Origin of the sequence: Pseudomonas sp. DG56-2, from assembly GCF_004803755.1 — a bacterium.
Lineage (GTDB): Bacteria > Pseudomonadota > Gammaproteobacteria > Pseudomonadales > Pseudomonadaceae > Aquipseudomonas > Aquipseudomonas auratipiscis.
This window is the reverse complement of sequence record NZ_CP032311.1, coordinates 4406098-4422732: the sequence shown is the minus strand read 5'-3', so window position 1 is coordinate 4422732 and position 16635 is coordinate 4406098. Positions and strand designations below refer to the sequence as shown.

The following is a 16635-nucleotide window of genomic DNA, read 5'->3' as shown; positions in this document are numbered from 1 at the left end:
CGGGAAGACCGGACGCTGCACCGCCTGCGATGGATTCCTGACAGCGTGCGTTTGATCAAGACGCACCGGCGGTGAGTTCATCGCAGGTACCGCTGGCCACCACCTGGGGCAAGGTGATGGCAAAACCTGCTAATATGCCCCCTTTCAACAGCAAACCAGCCTATCGTCTTACGTAGGCTGGTCGCTTCGAAGTCAGACCTCCTACGCACTTCGTCGCCCCCTGCGGTGATGTCGAAGCGTCTCGCTGAAACCATGGGCATCCCCATCGTTACAGGCCATTCACATTGAAACTGGCACGGGTCGTTTTCCGGCGCCGGTCGCTTTACAGACAGAGCACGGTCCTTACGGGGCCCTGCGCTTTATTTGGGAACATACGATGACAGCCGTGATCAACACGCTCAATACCTTCTTCTGGGGGTATGTCCTGATCTATGGCCTGCTGGCCGCAGGTATCTACTTCACTGTCCGCTTGGGCTTTATCCAGTTTCGCCATTTGCCGGAGTTCTTCCGCTCGGTACTGCGTGCACCGGCCAATGACCCAAGTGGTATTACGCCGTTTCAGGCGTTGTGCACCAGCCTGGCTTCCCGGGTAGGTACCGGTAACCTTGCGGGTGTGGCCGTAGCCATTACCCTGGGCGGGCCGGGTGCGGTGTTCTGGATGTGGGTGGTAGCTTCGTTGGGCATGGCCACCGCCTATGCGGAAAGCACCCTGGCGCAGTTGTATAAAGTGCGCAACAGCAACGGTGAGTATCGCGGTGGTCCGGCGTTCTATATTGCCAAGGGGTTGAATGCCCCTTGGGCTGCGGTGATCTTCTCGGTGTGCCTGATTATCGCGTTCGGCCTGGTGTTTGGTGCGGTACAAGCCAACTCCATTGCCGATGCGACCCTTGGTGCCTTTGGGGTTCCCAAACTGACCACCGGTGTAGCGGTGGCGCTGCTGGCGGGCCTGGTGATATTTGGCGGGATCAAGAAAATCGCCCGTATCGCCGAATGGATCGTGCCATTCATGGCCGGTGCGTACCTGTTGGTGGCGGTGTACGTGATCGTCACCAATCTGGGCGAAGTGCCGGGTGTATTGATGCTGATCGTCAAGAGTGCCTTTGGCCTGGAGTCGGCAGTCGGCGGTGTCGCCGGGGCCATGCTCAACGGTGTCAAACGTGGCTTGTTCTCCAACGAAGCGGGCATGGGCTCGGCGCCGAACATTGCTGCGGTGGCAACGCCCAACCCGCACCATCCTTCCTCGCAGGGCTTTGTACAGGCCTTGGGCGTGTTCATCGATACCCTGCTGATCTGTACCGCCACGGCGATCATGATTCTGCTTTCCGGCGTAGTTCCTGGCCCTGAAATGACCGGTACACCGCTCACTCAGGCGGCCATGAACGTGCACATCGGCTCTGCCGGGCAGTACTTTATTGCGGTTGCGATTTTCTTCTTTGCCTTCACCTCGATCATCGGTAACTACACCTACGCCGAAAACGCCATGGTCTATCTCAAGTTGAACACTCGCCTGGGCCTGACGGTGTTGCGCTGTGCAGCATTGCTGATGGTGGTGTGGGGTGCCTATGAAAGTGTTGCCACGGTGTTTGATGCTGCCGATGCGGCGATGGGCCTGATGGCGACCATCAACCTGATTGCCATTTGCTTGCTGTCGGGTGTGGTGGTCAAGTTGACGCGTGACTACTTTGCCCAGAAGGCTGTGGGCACGCCGGAGTTCAACGCCAAGGATTACCCAGAACTATCGGGTAAGATCGACGCAGAAATCTGGGGCGCGGCCAATGGTACCGAGCAGCCGGTCGAGGCCTTGAAAGACCGCTAACGGTTAAAACACAGCTAAGGGCATTGCGATGATCGGCTTCACCTTTCGCCAGTTGGAGTATTTCGTCGCTGCGGCTGAGCAGGGCAGTGTCAGTGCTGCGGCACGGGCCAAGCATATCTCTCAGCCGTCGGTGTCGTTGGCGTTGTCGCAGTTGGAGGCCACGCTGGGTGAGAAGCTTTTCCATCGCCAGGTAAGCCGTGGCCTGGAACTGACGCCAGCGGGGCGCAAGCTGCTTGAGCAGACGCGAGACATGCTCAGCCTTGCCGCCTCGATCAGCGGCAAGGGCATAGAGCAGGATGTGGTGCGCGGATCGTTGAGTCTAATCTGCTTTCAGGACCTTGGCCCCTACTATGCGCCGCGCCTGCTCAGCGGTTTTCGTCGACGTTATCCGGACGTCACCATAACGTTGCTGGAAGCTGACCTGGCCGAGGTAAACCGTCGCCTGGCCGATGGCAAGGCCGAGCTGGCGCTGACCTACGATGTCGGGCTGGATTCACCGATAGAGAAACGCGTGCTGGCGCAATTGACGCCCTACGCCTTGCTGCCCGCCGACCATCCACTGGCGTTGCAGGAGCGGGTATCCCTGGTGGATCTGGCCAATGAATGCCTGATCCTCGAAGACATCTCGCGAACCCGTGAGTACTTTCTCTCGCTGTTCTGGGCCCACGACCTGCAACCGGGATCGTTGCAATTGACCCAGACATTCGAAATGCAGCGCGGTCTGGTCGCGCACGGTTATGGCGTGGCGTTGTCGTGCACCCGGCCGGTGGCAGATTGTAGCTACGACGGTCAGCCATTGGCTTGCCGGCCGCTGCTCGAGAGCGTCAGCCCGCAGCCCGTGGTGTTGGCCCAGTCCAGTGCCATGCGCCCTTCGTTGGCGGCACAAGCGTTCCTCGACTGGGCCAGCCAGCAGTTTGTGGATTGATCAGCGGGTGACTGAGTCAGCCAGTGCAGGCACCGGTTGGCGTGCCACGAACAGCCAGTAACCCAGCGACAGCAACGCCAGCCAGCCGATACCCACATACAGCGCCATGCGGGTGTCAGGGAACCAGGCCAGGACGCCGAAAATGAACAGCATGAAGACCGCCGCGCAGGCCGGACCCACTGGCCACAGGGGCACGGGGAAACGTAATGCGGCGACTTCCTCGGCGTTCATGCCGCGGCGCATCACCATCTGCGACAGCAGAATCATCAACCACACCCAGACGATCGAAAAGGTGACCACCGCCGCGAGGATCAGGAACAGGTTTTCCGGTGCCAGGTAATTGAGCACCACGCCAAGCAACAGCGCGACGGCCATCACCACCACAGTCATCCACGGCACGCCAAAGCGCGACAGTTGCGCAAAGCTTGCCGGCGCCTGACCGTTCTGAGCCATGCCATACATCATGCGCCCGGCGCTGAAGATGTCGCTGTTGATCGCCGAAATCGCCGCCGAGATCACCACGATATTGAGCAAGGTGGCTGCTGAGCCAATACCCAGGCCACTGAAAATCTGTACGAACGGGCTGCCTTCGCTGCCGATCCGTGTCCATGGGTAAATTGACATCAGCACGAACAGGGTGAGCACGTAAAACAGCAAGATACGCAGGGGCACCGAGTTGATCGCCTTGGGAATGACCCGTTGCGGGTCCTTGGCTTCGCCAGCGGTAATACCGATCATTTCGACCCCGCCGAAAGCAAACATGACCACTGTGAACGAAGCGATCATGCCGCTGATGCCATTGGGGAAAAAGCCGCCATGGCTCCACAGGTTACTGATCGTTGCCAGTTGTTCACCGGAACCGCCCAGTTGGATACCAAACATCAGCACTGCTGCCCCGGCAAGGATCATCGAGACAATCGCGGTAACCTTCAGCAGTGACAGCCAGAACTCCATTTCCCCGAAGACCTTCACGCTGCACAGATTAAGGGCGCCGATGAACAACACGATACCCAGCACCCAGATCCAGCGGGGCGTCTCCGGAAACCAGAAGCTCATGTACACCCCGAAGGCGGTGACGTCGGCCAGGCACACCACCAACATGGAAAAGGCATAGCTCCAGCCGGTCAGAAAACCTGGGAAGCGTCCCAGATATTGACTGGCGTATTGACCGAAGGAGCCGGAAATCGGGTTGCGTACTGCCATCTCGCCCAGGGCGCGCATCATCATGTAGATGGCCGCGCCACCGATCAGGTACGCCAGCAGTACGGAAGGCCCAGCCAATTTGATCGCCGCCGCGGAGCCATAAAAAAGCCCGGTGCCGATAGCAGAACCGAGCGCCATGAAACGAATGTGGCGGGTACTCAGACCGCGCCGCATAGCGGAGCTGTTTTCGTTCATCCCAGGTAACTCCTCATTGTTCTTATTCTTGGATAGCAAGGCGCCTCAGGACACAGGCAAGGCTATTAACCGGTCAAATACGGGGGCTGACAACAGCTGCGCCATACAGATTGCCTATAGTGGCGAATAGGTAATCTGTGGTTTACCGCGCGGGCGACGCCACCCAATACTTTTGTCATTACAACAAGAGAGGTGGCCCCCGATGAATGCCGATATCGAACAGTTTCAGCGCGACGGTGCAATCGTGTTACGTGGCGTTTTCCGCGATTGGATAGAGCGCCTGCGTGAAGGCTTCGAACAGAACCTGGCTGCGCCCAGTGCCTTTGCTATCGAGAACGTTGGCAGTGGTGAAGGCGGGCGATTCTTCGAGGATTACTGCAACTGGCAGCGCATTCCGGCGTTCACGGATTTTGTCTTGAATTCACCGGCAGCGGCGATTGCCGGTGAGCTGATGCAGTCCCAGGCAGTGCAGGTGTTTCATGACCATATTCTGGTCAAGGAACCGGGCACCTCCAAGCCGACGCCCTGGCATCAGGACCTGCCGTACTATTGCGTGGATGGCTTGCAGACCGCCAGCTACTGGATTCCCCTCGATCCAGTGACGCGTCACAACACCCTGAGCGTGGTGCTGGGCTCACATCAATGGCCCAAGCCGGTTCGACCCAAAAGTTGGGCCAGCAACAAGGACTTCTATGGCGCCCAGGACGCCGAGACGGGCCAGAGCCTGTTCATGGACATGCCAGATGTGGAAAACGGCGAGTATGAAATCATCTCGCCAGAACTGGAGCCGGGCGACGCGGTGGTGTTCGATTTTCGCACCGTGCATGGTGCTGCCGGCAACATTGGCGGCAATCGGCGTCGAGCGTTTTCGACGCGCTTCATGGGGGATGATGTGCGTTATGTACAGCGCCCAGGTCGAACTTCGCCGCCGTTTCCCGGTATCGATCTGCAAAACGGCGATCGCATGCGCGAGGACTGGTTCCCGGTAGTCTGGTCAAAACGTTGAGCCTGATGGCTAAAAACGAAGAGCCCCGCAGTGAGTCTGCGGGGCTTTTTTTTTCTGTTGCCCTGGTGGTTACTGCTTCACATGGGCGACGATCTCGTCTTTGATCATCAAGCGTTTTTTCCGCAGTTGCGTAATCTGGTCGTCGGAGGCGCTACTGCTTTCTGCCTTGACCACTTCACCATCGATGGCATTGTATTTTTCGTGCAGCTCGCTGAGCCTTGCGTCGGTTTTTTTCTTGGCGTCGAACGCGTCCCTGGTCATGTTCAGGTCTGCGAGCAAATCGTGCTTGACCGGCATTTCTTCACCTCTCGGGGTTTGGGGTGGAAGTCATGAACTATCAGGATAGTCGTGTTTGTAGGGTTTCGTGATTGAGGTAGTCTGTTGCAACATTTCTGACTTCAGGACCTGCCCAATGCCTCATCTGCATGTGGAATACAGCGACAACCTGCGTGATCTGGATGTTGATCGATTACTGCTGCGCCTGAACCATACGCTGGTGGGGAGTGGTCAGTTTGCCGACGAACTGGATATCAAGAGCCGGGCAGTGGCGCTGGCCAGCTACCGGGTAGGTACGGCCTTGAGCGAGCGGGCGTTCGCGCATATCAAGCTTTCGATTCTCAGCGGCCGCTCGCCAGAGGTGAAGCGGCAGCTGTCGACGGCTCTGCTGGAGGTGCTTAAAGAGGCCGTTCCGGCAGTGGCAGGTGTGGATATACAGTTGTGCGTCGAAGTCCTGGATATAGACCGTGACTCTTATTCAAAAACGCACGTGCCTGCTTAATGCGTCAGGCATAACTAATGTGAAAAAATTGTAATTATCAAAAAGGCGCTCACCGACTAAATGTTAGCGTCTTTTTCACAAAAAATTGATCCCGTTGTCCTTAACGTTCGCTTGGTCTAAAGGCCGTGCCGCAATGGCACTCATTACCGAACAATAGCCAAGCGAGCGTTAACGTGAAGATCAAACCACTGCGGGCCGAATGGGTCACTCTGCTCGCTAGTCTGTACCTGCTGATCGCCTTTAATCCGGTGCTCTGGCAGTATCTTTCCAGTGTAATTGAACCCGGAGTTTCCGGTGTTTTCCTGCGCCTGGCCTTCGCGGTGCTGATCTTCTGTGCGTTTAATTTGCTGTTGACCTTTGTGGCCTTCAAGGGGGTATTGAAGCCGGTATTGATTACCTTGCTTTTTGTTGGCGCTGGCGCGGCGTATTTCATGAATCAGTACGGTGTTCTGATTGATGTTGGCATGTTGCGCAATACAATGGAGACCAATGCTACGGAAGTGCGCGATCTGCTTTCGATCAAGCTTGGCTTGTATATATTGTTGTTGGCAGTTGTACCGGCTTTGCTGTTGTATAAAACACCTGTCAATTATCGCGTGTGGTATCGCGAACTGTTCGCAAAGTTGATTTCCAGCGTGGCGTGTATTGCCTTGATCGGTATGGTGGCGCTGCTCAACTACCAAGGCCTGGCCTCACTGTTTCGCAACCATCATGAGATTCGCCTGATGGTTGTGCCGAGCAATGTGGTGGGTGCTTCCATGGGCTATGTAAAGGAGCGTATCGGCACTGCGGCCAAGCCCTTTGCCAAGATCGGCGAAGACGCCAAGCGTGATCCGTTGTGGAAGCATGAGCGCAAGTCTCTGACAGTGCTGGTGGTTGGTGAAAGCGCTCGGGCGCAGAACTTCGAGTTGCTCGGCTATGACCGTGAAACTACCCCGCAACTGAGTAAAGAGGCCGGGCTGATCGTCTTCAGTGATGTTCATTCCTGCGGAACCGAGACGGCAGTATCAGTGCCCTGCATGTTTTCCGGGCTCAGCCGCAAGGACTACCAGGCTAGCAAGGCCAAGAATCAGGAAGGTTTGCTCGATGTGCTGCAACGCGCGGGTTTGAGTGTTCGCTGGCGTGACAACCAGTCCGGTTGCAAAGGTACCTGCGACCGTGTCCAGTTCGAAGATGTGAGTAATGCCAAGGACCCGGTGCTGTGCACCAATAGCGAATGTCACGACGAGATCCTGTTGCAAGGCTTGGCATCGATGATCGACAACCTGCAGCAGGACACCGTCTTGGTATTGCACCAGATGGGCAGTCATGGCCCGGAATACTTCAAGCGTTACCCCATGCAATATGAGCGCTTTACGCCGGTCTGCCCGAGCAATGCGTTAAACCAGTGCAGTGAACAGAGCATTATCAATGCCTATGACAACACCCTGGTGTACACCGACCATGTATTGGCATCGCTGATCGACATCTTGCGCAGCAAGCAAGGCACGGTCGACACCGCCATGCTTTATCTCTCCGACCATGGCGAGTCGCTAGGTGAGTACAACTTGTTCTTGCACGGTACCCCCTATGTATTGGCTCCGGAGCAACAAAAGCATGTGCCAATGCTGGCCTGGTTTTCCGACAGCTATGGCAAGGACTATGACGTCGATACCAACTGCCTGAACAAGATGCGTGATGAGCCCCTGAGCCAGGACAACCTGTTTCACTCGATGCTGGGGCTGTTGCACGTACGCACCGCCCTCTACGACCCGCAACTGGATATGTTTGCCAGCTGCCGGCCGACGCTTGCACAGCACTAAAACAACCCTCGGGCCAGGCAGGGATAGCGGTCGAGCGGTCTCCCGGCAATGGCCTGCGCCGTATATACTGCGCGCCATTGTTTGTGGGAGAGCCTTGTGGCCATCGAAATACACTGGATTTGCGACGACGCCAGCCTGGCCGAACATTGCCAGCAGTGGCGCAAGCTACCCTTCGTGGCAGTCGATACCGAGTTCATGCGGGTCGATACCTTTTATCCAATTGCCGGGTTGATCCAGGTCGGCGACGGGGCGCGTGCCTTTTTGATCGATCCGTTGCGGGTCAATAACTGGCAGCCGCTGGCCCAATTGCTTGAAGACACTCAAGTCATCAAGGTGCTGCATGCCTGCAGCGAAGATCTCGAAGTGCTTTCGCGCCTGACCGGCAGCCTGCCGGCACCGCTGTTTGACACCCAACTGGCTGCGGGTTACCTGAACCTGGGCTTTTCCATGGGCTACTCGCGTCTGGTCCAGGAAGTTCTTGGCATAGAGCTGCCCAAGGGCGAAACCCGTTCTGACTGGTTGCAGCGTCCGCTGTCGGAAACCCAGGTCAGCTACGCCGCTGAAGATGCGGTGCACCTGGCCGAGCTGTACGAACGTCTGCGTCCGCAGTTGTCGGACGAGAAAAACGCCTGGGTACTCGAAGACGGTGCCGAGCTGGTGGCGCAGTTGCGTCGGGAAATCGACCCCAACGAGCTGTACCGCGACGCCAAGCTTGCCTGGAAACTCTCTCGTGCTCAGTTGGCCGTGTTACGCGATCTGTGCGCCTGGCGCGAGCGTGAAGCACGGGCCCGCGATCTGCCGCGTAATCGCATCCTGCGTGAAAACGCCCTGTGGCCGATGGCCAAGACCCAGCCCGACTCGTTGTCGGCACTGGCGAAGATCGAGGACATGCACCCGCGTACCATTCGTCAGGATGGCGAGTTTTTGCTCGATCTGATCAAGAAGGCTGCAAGCCTGCCCCCCGAGCAATGGCCCCCGGCGGTACCCGAGCCACTGCCAATCGAGGCTTCGGCATTACTCAAGAAGCTGCGTGCCATTGGCCAGGCCGAGGGTGAACGCCTGAACATTGCGCCGGAACTGATGCTGCGCAAGAAAGTCCTCGAGTTGCTGCTCAAGAGCGGCTACCCCTCAGGACCTTATCAACTTCCCGATTCGTTGCGCGGCTGGCGCCGTGAGCGGATGGGGCAAGCGCTGCTTGACTGTCTGGCCAGCGCTGGAGAACCGCAATGAAACGTATCTGCTCGATCTACAAGAGCCCACGCAAGAACGAAATGTACCTCTATCTGCTCAAGGCCGATGGCCTGGAGCGCGTTCCGGAAGCCTTGTTGCCGTTCTTTGGCAAGCCGGTGCATGCCTTCGACCTGGTACTCACCCCAGAGCGCCAATTGGCCCGTGAAGACATCACCAAGGTCCTGGAAAACCTGGAGCAGCAGGGGTATCACCTGCAGATGCCACCCGTCGAAGATGAGTACATCGAACACCTGCCCGAAGAGTTGTTGCGTCGCAACGACCCGATTTGAGTCCAGCCGCTGTAATGCCGCCAAGCCACCGGGCCTGGCGGCCTTCGTTGTTTCTGCCAAGGTTGTAAACCATGCGTGTTTTGATCGCTGAACAGGATCATGCCCTTTACGCTCGCTTGCTGCGCGAAGCGGCACCGGCGCTTGAGGTCTTGACCAGTGGCAACTCGGCCGAACTGGCCGATTATGCCGCTCAATGCCCCGTGTGGCTGGGGCAGCCGGATCTACTGGCTACTCTGTTGCGCCAGGGCCATCAGCCGCAATGGCTGCAATCGACCTGGGCCGGGATCACGCCGCTGCTGGCTGACGGCCTGCAACGTGAGTACCGCCTGACCCGTGCAGTCGGCATCTTTGGCCAGGTGATGGCCGAGTATGTCCTGACCTACATGCTCGGCCATGAGCGGGAAGTCTTGGCGCGGCTGGTCAGTCAGGTCGAGCGTAAATGGGATGATCGGCCTGGGCGCAGCCTGGAAGGGCGGCGGGTGCTGATCGTTGGCACGGGCGACATCGGGCAGCGGGTGGCCGAGTTCCTCCTGCCGTTTGGCGTCAAACTTTATGGTATCGCCAGCCAGGCTAGAGAGCAGGCACCGTTCATTGAAGTGGCAGCCATGAGCGAGCTGGGGCGTCTGGTCGGCGAGGTCGATTATGTCGTCAACCTGTTGCCCGACACCCCGGCTACCCATGACCTGTACGATGCCGCGCTGTTTGCGCGCTTCAACCCCGAGGCGTTGTTCATCAATGCTGGACGTGGCGTGGCGGTGGTCGATGGCGACCTTGTCGATGCCTTGAAGCTCGGCCATCTGGCCGGTGCAGTGATTGATGTTTGCCGCCAGGAGCCGCTGCCGGCACGTCATCCGTTCTGGACTGCCTGGGGGTTGCTGTTGACCGGCCACAGCTCGGCACCGACTTCGCCAACGGCGATGGTGCGTTTGTTTGTCGAGAACCTTCGGGCGTATCAGGCGGGTGAGGGGTTGCGTGGGGAAGTGGATTTCGTGCGCGGCTATTGACCGCATCGGCGAGCAAGTCCGCTCCCACAGCCGTGTTGCTAAAACCTGTGGGAGCGGGCTTGCCCCGCGCTAAGCTTACAGGCTGAAATCACCCTCGGCCGCCAGTTCGCTCAGCGGACGGCGCGGGCTTGGCACTTCACGGGCTTGCAGGGCTTCAGCCAGGCTGGCCTTGTCGCCCAGCTTGCCGATCGCCACGGCAGCGTGCAGGGCATAGCCTTCGGGGATTTTCAGTTCCTTGCGGGTCAGCTCCTGGTCAAAACCGGTCATGCCGTGGGTGTGCCAACCACTGATGCTGGCCTGGAGTGCCAGATGCCCCCAGGCGGAGCCGGTATCGAAGGTGTGCCACAGCGCTGGAGTTTCTTCGCTGGCGCCGGGAGCCGTGAAGGTGGTCTTGGACATCACGATCACCAAGGCCGAGGCATGTTGTGCCCAACTGCGATTGAACGGGTTGAGCAGGCTCAGGTAGCGCTCCCAGTTTGGCGTGTCGCGACGGGCATAGAGAAAGCGCCAGGGCTGCGAGTTATAGGCCGAAGGCGCCCAGCGTGCAGCCTCAAGGAAGCTCAGTAGGGTGGTTTCGCTGATCGGTTCGCCCGTGAAGGCGCGTGGCGACCAGCGCTTGATGAACTGATCGTCGATGGCATGTTCGGCAACACGAGGGTTGGCACTCATTGCAAGTTCCTGAAAGTGAGGAAAAGGTGGGGAGCAACTGCCGGCCAAACTACTGTGTCGAACCAACCCTGACAAGCGGTCTGGTGTTGACGCAAGACACGCCCTAGACTGGCGCCGCCGTACTGCGACGCCCCTATTGAAACAGGACCCCCGTTACATGAATGCCAGCGCCGAATCCTTCTGGAAGCGTAAAACCCTTGAACAGCTCGACCGCCAGGAATGGGAGTCGCTGTGTGATGGCTGTGGCCTGTGCTGTTTGCAAAAGCTTGAAGATGAGGACGACAGTAGCGTCTATTACACGCGTATCGCCTGCAAACTGCTGGATCTGCAATCCTGTCAGTGCAGCGATTATCCGAACCGGCTCAAGCTGGTGCCCGATTGCATTCAACTGACGCCGGGCAAGGCCGACCAGTTCAAATGGTTGCCGACCACCTGTGGTTATCGGCTGATCAGCGAAGGCAAGGACCTGCCAAGCTGGCATCACCTGGTTTGTGGTGATCGTGACCAGGTGCATAAACAACGTATTTCCCAGTCCGGACGCATGCTGAGCGAAAACAGCGTGGACGAGGACGACTGGGAAGATTATCTGATTTTCCGCGCCGGCTGAGCCGCCCAGGCTTAGCGGGTATCGCGTCAGTGGAACAAGGAGTTTCGGTATGCGGGTGCGTTGCCATTGGCTGTTGGTACTGACGGTACTTGCCAGTTCGCCAGCCTGGGCGAAGAAGGTCAATCTCGATTATCACGTTCGATTGCTCCCTCAAAGCGAGCAGGCCGAAGTGCGCCTGACCCTGGAGGACGGTGAGGCAGTGCGCAGCCTGGATTTCGATTTGGGCAAGGAGGGCGCCTACAGCGACTTCAAGGCCGACGGTCAGTGGTTGCTGCAAGGTGATGGCTTGCGCGGTAAATGGCAGCCGTCAGCTGGCAAGAGCGAGCTGACCTATCGCGTGCGTCTGGCGCATCACCTGGGTAATAGCAACTACGAATCACGCATGACGACCGACTGGGCGCTGTTTCGCGGCGACGATCTGGTCCCCCCGGCACGGCTCGACCAGCAGGATGGCACCGAACTGGTGTCGCGTCTGAGCTTTGACTTGCCTACTGGCTGGAGAAGTGTCGAGACGCCATGGCCACGCATCGGCAAGCAGCGTTTTCGCATCGACAATGTTTCACGTCTGTTTGATCGCCCCACCGGCTGGATGATCGCCGGCAAGGTCGGCACGCGGCGTGCGCGTCTTGGCGAAACCGAAGTCAGTGTGGCCGCTCCCCAGGGCCAGGGCATGCGACGCCTGGATAACCTCACCCTGCTGACGTTTGTGTGGCCACAACTAACGGCAGTGTTCCCGCGCAACCCGCCAAAATTGTTGCTGGTCGGTGCACGCGATCAGCTTTGGCGCGGTACACGTGCCGGGCACAACTCGATCTACCTGCACAGCAGTCGGCCACTGGTCAACGAAAACGGCTCAAGCCCATTGTTGCGCGAAGTGGTGCATGTGTTCGCGCAGATCAACGACCGCCAGGGCAGTGACTGGATTGGTGAAAGTATCAATGAGTATTACGCCATTGAGTTGCTGCGTCGGGCGGGCGGTATCGCCGACGATCGTTACCAGGCCCTGCAAGGTGGCCTGGAGCGGCGCAGCGCCAAGGTCACCAGCCTCAAAGGCGATCAGGTGGACGGTGCAGTGACTGCGCGCGGGGTGCTGCTGTTGCAGGCACTGGACCGGGAAATCCGCGTACACACCCACAATCAGCGCTCGCTGGATGACGTCGCGCGGGCGCTGATGCGTTTAAACAGTGTCAGCACCCAAGAGTTCATTTACCTTAGCGAAAGCGTGCTGGGGCGTGAGTCCGAGGTGCTGTCGAGCAAGCTGCTGCGTTAGCTTTTCGGGTTTTTCAATGAATCGTTGCCGGTGACCGTGGCGCTGTGGGTCGCCGCTTCGGCACTGGCTTTTAGGGCTTCAAGCTCGGCGCCGCTGCGTTCGATCGTTGCGCGGATGTTGTCGAGGTCATTGCGGCCGCGCTCCAGCAGGCTCTTGACCGAACTGTGGCCGGTAATGCCACGCGCCAAGGCCACGCCGCCGATCGCCATTTGAATCAAGCCGAACAACCCACCGCGGCGCAACCCCTTGCCAACCATCACGACACCGCCGGCCACGGAGCCTGCGCGCTCCCAGCCAGTCACGTTGGATGCGGGTTTGTCTTGCAGGACACGGATCGGCGTCTTGTTATCGGACATGGTCATTCTCCAGTGGGGGCGATGATAATCAAATGACCATCGCAGGCGCCGGGCTGTTCATTCGAATTACTTGAATTTTGGTCCCGAACGGGTGTTCAGGCCCTTGGCGAGGCGGTCGTACAACACCACATTGACCGTGGCGGCGAGGTTCATGCAGCCATTGGTCGGGATGTAGATGGTTTCTTCGCACCAGGCACGAACACTCGGATCGAGCGAGCCGTCCTCCGGGCCGAAAATATAGATCGCCCGGTCCGGGTGGGTGTATTCGGGTAGTGGGCGAGCCCCTTCGATCAGCTCGACCGCAACCGGGGTACAGCCCAGGGGAATGATTTTTTGCAAATCGTCGATGCCGATCAACGGGATGTCGTAGTGCACACGCTTGGTGTCGGTGACGAAATCTCGGGCACGCTCGTAGCGTTTACCGGTGTAGAACACCGAGTTGACGCCGTAGCAACCCGCTGCGCGCATCACCGAACCGACGTTCTCTGCTGACTTGGGGTTGAACAGACCAATGCAGCTGTACCGTTTGTTCGCCACGTGCCGGGGCCCTTCACAAAAAAGAACGCGATTATACGGGCTTGCCGGCAATGTAGGGGGGCGGTTCAGTCTTTTTTCAGCAGACCGGCCAGTCCCGCGAACGGGTTATGAGTGGCTTTGGCGATGCTTGGGCTGCTGGTAGAGCCTTCGCTGAAGTATTGCTGGTCGGTGTAGCGCGAATGCTCGTTGTCGTGGCAGTACAGGCACAGCAGTTCCCAGTTGGAACCGTCCTGTGGGTTGTTGTCGTGGTTGTGGTCACGATGGTGCACGGTCAGTTCGCTCAGGCGCTTGCCGGCGAACTCCCGGGCGCAACGGCCGCAGACGTGCGGGTACATTCTCAGGGCTTTGTCGCGATAGCCCATTTCCTTGTCGCGCTTGGCGTCGGCAAGGATGCGGTCGAGCCGTGCGGTTGCAGCGGCGGAGGATGGCGAACTCATGGGATTACCTTTTCTCGGGCTTGTTACGGTTATGCCTTGAAGTTTAGCGTGTGCACGGGGGATTCGGACAGGCAAACCGCTTCGCTTGGGAGTAGCCTGTAAGAAGTTGCTACGAGGAGTCTGCGCATGCGCTTTTTGACCATCGCTGTCCTGTTCTTTGCCAGCCTGCAACTCGCAACGGCGGCCGAGTTGCAACCGCGACCGATAGCACCGGTACCTGGCGCGCCGGGAACGCCGACGCCAACACCCTACCCGCAGATCACCCCAAGCGCGGTACCCAGGGCAGGAGATGCACGGCCGGGCGCGCCGCTGCTACCGGCTATCAAAGTGCCTGTCCCGCCCAGGGACCAGCCGTTGCCAGGCCTGACGCCCCAGGACAGCAAGGCCAAGGGGAAGTCGGACTAGCACAGCCCGGCAAGGCTGCGCCAGCCCCTGGGGTCACACCAGGCCCAGGACCTTGAAGACAAAAGCGTATTCCAGCGCCACATCGCGCAGCCCCTGATAACGCCCGCTCATGCCGCCGTGACCGGCGTCCATTTCAGTCTTGAGCAGCAACAGGTTGTTGTCTGTCTTGCTGACCCGCAACTTGGCTACCCACTTGGCCGCTTCCCAATACTGCACGCGGCTGTCGTTGTAGCCCGCCACCACCAGCAGGGCAGGGTAGGCCTGGGCCTTGACGTTCTCGTACGGCGCATAGGCCTTGATGCGTTCGTACACGTCGGGCTCTTCAGGATTGCCCCATTCGTCGTACTCGGTGATGGTCAGCGGTAGCTCGGGGTCGAGCATGGTGTTGAGCACGTCGACAAACGGTACTTCGGCGATTGCCGCCTTGAACAGCTCCGGGCGTTGATTGAGCACCGCGCCAATCAGCAGGCCGCCAGCGCTGCCGCCACTGATGGCGAGTTGGTCGGTGCGGGTAACGCCTTGGCTAATCAGGTGTTCAGCACAGGCGATGAAATCGCTGAAGGTATTGTGCTTGTGTTCCTGCTTACCAGCCCGATACCAGGCTTCACCCAGCTCACCGCCGCCGCGTACATGGGCAATGGCAAAGGCTACGCCGCGGTCGAGCAGGCTCAGGCGGGCGTGGGAAAACCACGGGTCAAGGCTTTCGCCGTAGGCGCCATAGCCATACAGGTACAGGGGCACGGGCTTGCCCACGTCACTGCGGCGTTGCACCAGGCTGATCGGCACTTGGGTGCCGTCAGCGGCGGTCGCCCAGAGGCGTTGGCTGACGTAGGCATCGGCGTCGAAGGGGCCCAGTACCGGGGTTTCCTTGAGTACCACCTGAGCACCCGTGGCCAGCTCCAGTTGACGTACCTGGGCCGGGCGGTTCAGGGCCTGATAGCGCAGGCGGATGCGCGAGCTGGCAAACTCCAGGGTGTCCTGCACGTACAGGCTATAGGCGGCATCGGGCAACTCGACCCGGTAAGGCGCCAGGCCTTGCGGGTGCACCTCGATAATCGGCAAGCCGCCTTCGCGCAAGCTCAGGGTTAGGGCGCTGGCGTTCAGGCTCAGGCCTTCGAGCATCCCCGTGTCGCGGTGCGCTACCAACAGTTGCCACTGATCGCGGACAGGCACTTGATCGCTCGCAGCCTGGTACAGGGCGAAGTTGATGCCGTCCTGGTTGGTGCGGATAAACCAGCGCCACTGGCCCTCGAGTTGACCGTGGTCGGGAAAGTACTCGTGACCTTCGACCCGTGGTGCCAGGCAGGTAAAGGCATCCTCCGGCCGTTCGGCGTCCAGCACCCAGGCTTCACTGGTGGTCTTGCTGTTGAGCAGCAGGATCAATTGGCGTTCGGAGCTGGCCCGGTAACAGTGCAGGAAAAAGCGCCCGTCACTTTCTTCGTACACCACCTGGCAGCCTTCGCGCCCAAGACGATGCCGCAGCAGTTTATGCGGGCGGTGGGTGTCGTCCAGTTCGGCAAAGAACAGCGTCTGGCTGTCGTTGGCCCAGGTCATGCTGCCGTCGCAGTCCTCGAACGGCAGTTGCTCGATAGCGCCGCTGATCAGGTCCTTGACATACAGGGTGTAGATCTCATCGCCCGTGGTATCGAGACTGTAGGCCAGGCGCTGATGATCGGGGCTGACGTTGAAGGCGCCAAGGGACAGAAACCCGCCGTTGGCCAGTTGGTTGGGGTCCAGTAGCAGTTCTTCGTGGTTTTCATCGACTGTGTTGGAGTCATCGGCCGGACGCGGGCAACGGTAATGACGTGGGTACTCTTCGCCAGCAGTGGTGCGGCTGTAATAAAGCCAGGGGCCCCAGGGGGAAGGCAGCGACAAGTCAGTTTCCAGGATCCGGCCTTTGATTTCTTCGAACAATTGTTCGCGCAGGATCGCCTGGTCGGCCAGTTGAGCTTGCTGGTAGGCGTTCTCGGCGTTCAGGTAATCGATGACTTCTGTGCTGTCGCGTTCCTGAAGCCAGGCGTACGGATCAGCGCCTTCGGCCTTGCGGGCAATCGGGGCGTGGGAGGCTGTGGCGTCTGCGGACATGCGGGGATCTCTTGGCTGGG

Annotated in this window: 18 protein-coding genes; 11 read left to right on the top strand and 7 right to left on the bottom strand. The window is 59.1% G+C overall.

Annotation, left to right across the window (positions count from 1 at the left end; translation table 11 throughout):
• The first annotated feature begins 376 nt into the window (after positions 1-376).
• Both D3Z90_RS20285 and D3Z90_RS20280 read left to right on the top strand, forming a co-directional pair.
• A complete protein-coding gene (locus D3Z90_RS20285) occupies positions 377-1816 on the top strand; it encodes a sodium:alanine symporter family protein (protein ID WP_136477714.1) in 1440 nt (479 codons plus the stop codon).
• A 28-nt stretch (positions 1817-1844) separates the two neighbouring features.
• Positions 1845-2741, top strand: coding sequence for a LysR substrate-binding domain-containing protein (locus D3Z90_RS20280; protein WP_136477713.1), 897 nt, complete (start codon positions 1845-1847; stop codon positions 2739-2741).
• Here the strand turns inward: D3Z90_RS20280 and D3Z90_RS20275 are convergent, their stop codons facing one another.
• Positions 2742-4139 carry an amino acid permease gene (locus tag D3Z90_RS20275; RefSeq protein WP_136477712.1) on the bottom strand — a complete coding sequence of 466 codons (1398 nt, stop codon included), beginning with the start codon at positions 4137-4139 and terminating at the stop codon, positions 2742-2744.
• 202 nt (positions 4140-4341) lie between these two features.
• Here D3Z90_RS20275 and D3Z90_RS20270 point away from each other — a divergent pair, with 202 nt between their 5' ends.
• Positions 4342-5145 (top strand): phytanoyl-CoA dioxygenase family protein, encoded by an 804-nt coding sequence (locus D3Z90_RS20270; RefSeq protein WP_136477711.1) that lies wholly within the window; start codon positions 4342-4344, stop codon positions 5143-5145.
• Positions 5146-5214: 69 nt separating this feature from the next.
• Here the strand turns inward: D3Z90_RS20270 and D3Z90_RS20265 are convergent, their stop codons facing one another.
• Entirely contained in the window at positions 5215-5442 is a 228-nt protein-coding gene (locus D3Z90_RS20265) for a YdcH family protein (protein WP_136477710.1), read from the bottom strand.
• Between the two features lie 115 nt (positions 5443-5557).
• On the opposite strand from D3Z90_RS20265, the gene D3Z90_RS20260 reads away from it, so the two are divergent.
• The 5 genes from D3Z90_RS20260 to D3Z90_RS20240 all read left to right on the top strand — a co-directional run bounded on the left by D3Z90_RS20260 (position 5558) and on the right by D3Z90_RS20240 (position 10249).
• Entirely contained in the window at positions 5558-5923 is a 366-nt protein-coding gene (locus tag D3Z90_RS20260; RefSeq protein ID WP_136477709.1) for a 5-carboxymethyl-2-hydroxymuconate Delta-isomerase, read from the top strand.
• 173 nt (positions 5924-6096) lie between these two features.
• Positions 6097-7725, top strand: a complete 1629-nt coding sequence (locus D3Z90_RS20255; protein ID WP_136477708.1) for a phosphoethanolamine transferase — start codon at positions 6097-6099, stop codon at positions 7723-7725.
• A gap of 96 nt (positions 7726-7821) precedes the next feature.
• Positions 7822-8955, top strand: a complete 1134-nt coding sequence (gene rnd / locus D3Z90_RS20250; protein ID WP_136477707.1) for a ribonuclease D — start codon at positions 7822-7824, stop codon at positions 8953-8955.
• On the top strand, positions 8952-9245 hold the full coding sequence (locus tag D3Z90_RS20245; protein ID WP_136477706.1) for a YcgL domain-containing protein: 294 nt from the start codon (positions 8952-8954) through the stop codon (positions 9243-9245). The genes rnd and D3Z90_RS20245 overlap by 4 nt, the downstream gene beginning before the upstream one ends.
• Positions 9246-9316: 71 nt before the next feature.
• A complete protein-coding gene (locus tag D3Z90_RS20240; protein WP_136477705.1) occupies positions 9317-10249 on the top strand; it encodes a D-2-hydroxyacid dehydrogenase in 933 nt (310 codons plus the stop codon).
• A 75-nt stretch (positions 10250-10324) separates the two neighbouring features.
• On the opposite strand, the gene D3Z90_RS20235 is transcribed toward D3Z90_RS20240, so the two are convergent.
• Positions 10325-10918: a nitroreductase family protein gene (locus tag D3Z90_RS20235; protein ID WP_136477704.1), complete on the bottom strand. Its 594-nt coding sequence runs from the start codon at positions 10916-10918 to the stop codon at positions 10325-10327.
• A 157-nt stretch (positions 10919-11075) separates the two neighbouring features.
• Between D3Z90_RS20235 and D3Z90_RS20230 the strand changes: the two genes are divergently transcribed.
• Positions 11076-11525, top strand: a complete 450-nt coding sequence (locus D3Z90_RS20230; RefSeq protein WP_136477703.1) for a YcgN family cysteine cluster protein — start codon at positions 11076-11078, stop codon at positions 11523-11525.
• 55 nt (positions 11526-11580) lie between these two features.
• On the top strand, positions 11581-12795 hold the full coding sequence (locus D3Z90_RS20225; protein WP_136479007.1) for a hypothetical protein: 1215 nt from the start codon (positions 11581-11583) through the stop codon (positions 12793-12795).
• Here the strand turns inward: D3Z90_RS20225 and D3Z90_RS20220 are convergent.
• The 3 genes from D3Z90_RS20220 to D3Z90_RS20210 form a co-directional block, all read right to left on the bottom strand.
• Positions 12792-13151 (bottom strand): DUF2892 domain-containing protein, encoded by a 360-nt coding sequence (locus D3Z90_RS20220; RefSeq protein ID WP_168198489.1) that lies wholly within the window; start codon positions 13149-13151, stop codon positions 12792-12794. The two genes, D3Z90_RS20225 and D3Z90_RS20220, sit on opposite strands and share 4 nt — an antisense overlap.
• 66 nt (positions 13152-13217) lie before the next feature.
• Positions 13218-13688, bottom strand: coding sequence for an RNA methyltransferase (locus D3Z90_RS20215; RefSeq protein WP_136477701.1), 471 nt, complete (start codon positions 13686-13688; stop codon positions 13218-13220).
• A 65-nt stretch (positions 13689-13753) separates the two neighbouring features.
• Positions 13754-14125: a YajD family HNH nuclease gene (locus D3Z90_RS20210; RefSeq protein WP_136477700.1), complete on the bottom strand. Its 372-nt coding sequence runs from the start codon at positions 14123-14125 to the stop codon at positions 13754-13756.
• 126 nt (positions 14126-14251) lie between these two features.
• Between D3Z90_RS20210 and D3Z90_RS20205 the strand changes: the two genes are divergently transcribed.
• A complete protein-coding gene (locus D3Z90_RS20205; protein ID WP_136477699.1) occupies positions 14252-14530 on the top strand; it encodes a hypothetical protein in 279 nt (92 codons plus the stop codon).
• Between the two features lie 33 nt (positions 14531-14563).
• Here D3Z90_RS20205 and D3Z90_RS20200 read toward each other — a convergent pair whose 3' ends face one another.
• Positions 14564-16615: a S9 family peptidase gene (locus D3Z90_RS20200; RefSeq protein WP_136477698.1), complete on the bottom strand. Its 2052-nt coding sequence runs from the start codon at positions 16613-16615 to the stop codon at positions 14564-14566.
• Positions 16616-16635: the final 20 nt, after the last annotated feature.

Excerpts from the sequence above, each read along its gene's own strand:
- D3Z90_RS20275 (WP_136477712.1), bottom strand. The coding sequence starts at position 4,139 with ATGAACGAAAACAGCTCCGCTATGCGGCGCGGTCTGAGTACCCGCCAC.
- D3Z90_RS20270 (WP_136477711.1), top strand. The coding sequence starts at position 4,342 with ATGAATGCCGATATCGAACAGTTTCAGCGCGACGGTGCAATCGTGTTA.
- D3Z90_RS20200 (WP_136477698.1), bottom strand. The coding sequence starts at position 16,615 with ATGTCCGCAGACGCCACAGCCTCCCACGCCCCGATTGCCCGCAAGGCC.
- D3Z90_RS20240 (WP_136477705.1), top strand. The coding sequence starts at position 9,317 with ATGCGTGTTTTGATCGCTGAACAGGATCATGCCCTTTACGCTCGCTTG.
- D3Z90_RS20260 (WP_136477709.1), top strand. The coding sequence starts at position 5,558 with ATGCCTCATCTGCATGTGGAATACAGCGACAACCTGCGTGATCTGGAT.
- D3Z90_RS20285 (WP_136477714.1), top strand. The coding sequence starts at position 377 with ATGACAGCCGTGATCAACACGCTCAATACCTTCTTCTGGGGGTATGTC.
- D3Z90_RS20235 (WP_136477704.1), bottom strand. The coding sequence starts at position 10,918 with ATGAGTGCCAACCCTCGTGTTGCCGAACATGCCATCGACGATCAGTTC.
- D3Z90_RS20230 (WP_136477703.1), top strand. The coding sequence starts at position 11,076 with ATGAATGCCAGCGCCGAATCCTTCTGGAAGCGTAAAACCCTTGAACAG.
- D3Z90_RS20220 (WP_168198489.1), bottom strand. The coding sequence starts at position 13,151 with ATGTCCGATAACAAGACGCCGATCCGTGTCCTGCAAGACAAACCCGCA.
- D3Z90_RS20265 (WP_136477710.1), bottom strand. The coding sequence starts at position 5,442 with ATGCCGGTCAAGCACGATTTGCTCGCAGACCTGAACATGACCAGGGAC.
- D3Z90_RS20280 (WP_136477713.1), top strand. The coding sequence starts at position 1,845 with ATGATCGGCTTCACCTTTCGCCAGTTGGAGTATTTCGTCGCTGCGGCT.
- D3Z90_RS20205 (WP_136477699.1), top strand. The coding sequence starts at position 14,252 with ATGCGCTTTTTGACCATCGCTGTCCTGTTCTTTGCCAGCCTGCAACTC.
- D3Z90_RS20245 (WP_136477706.1), top strand. The coding sequence starts at position 8,952 with ATGAAACGTATCTGCTCGATCTACAAGAGCCCACGCAAGAACGAAATG.
- D3Z90_RS20210 (WP_136477700.1), bottom strand. The coding sequence starts at position 14,125 with ATGAGTTCGCCATCCTCCGCCGCTGCAACCGCACGGCTCGACCGCATC.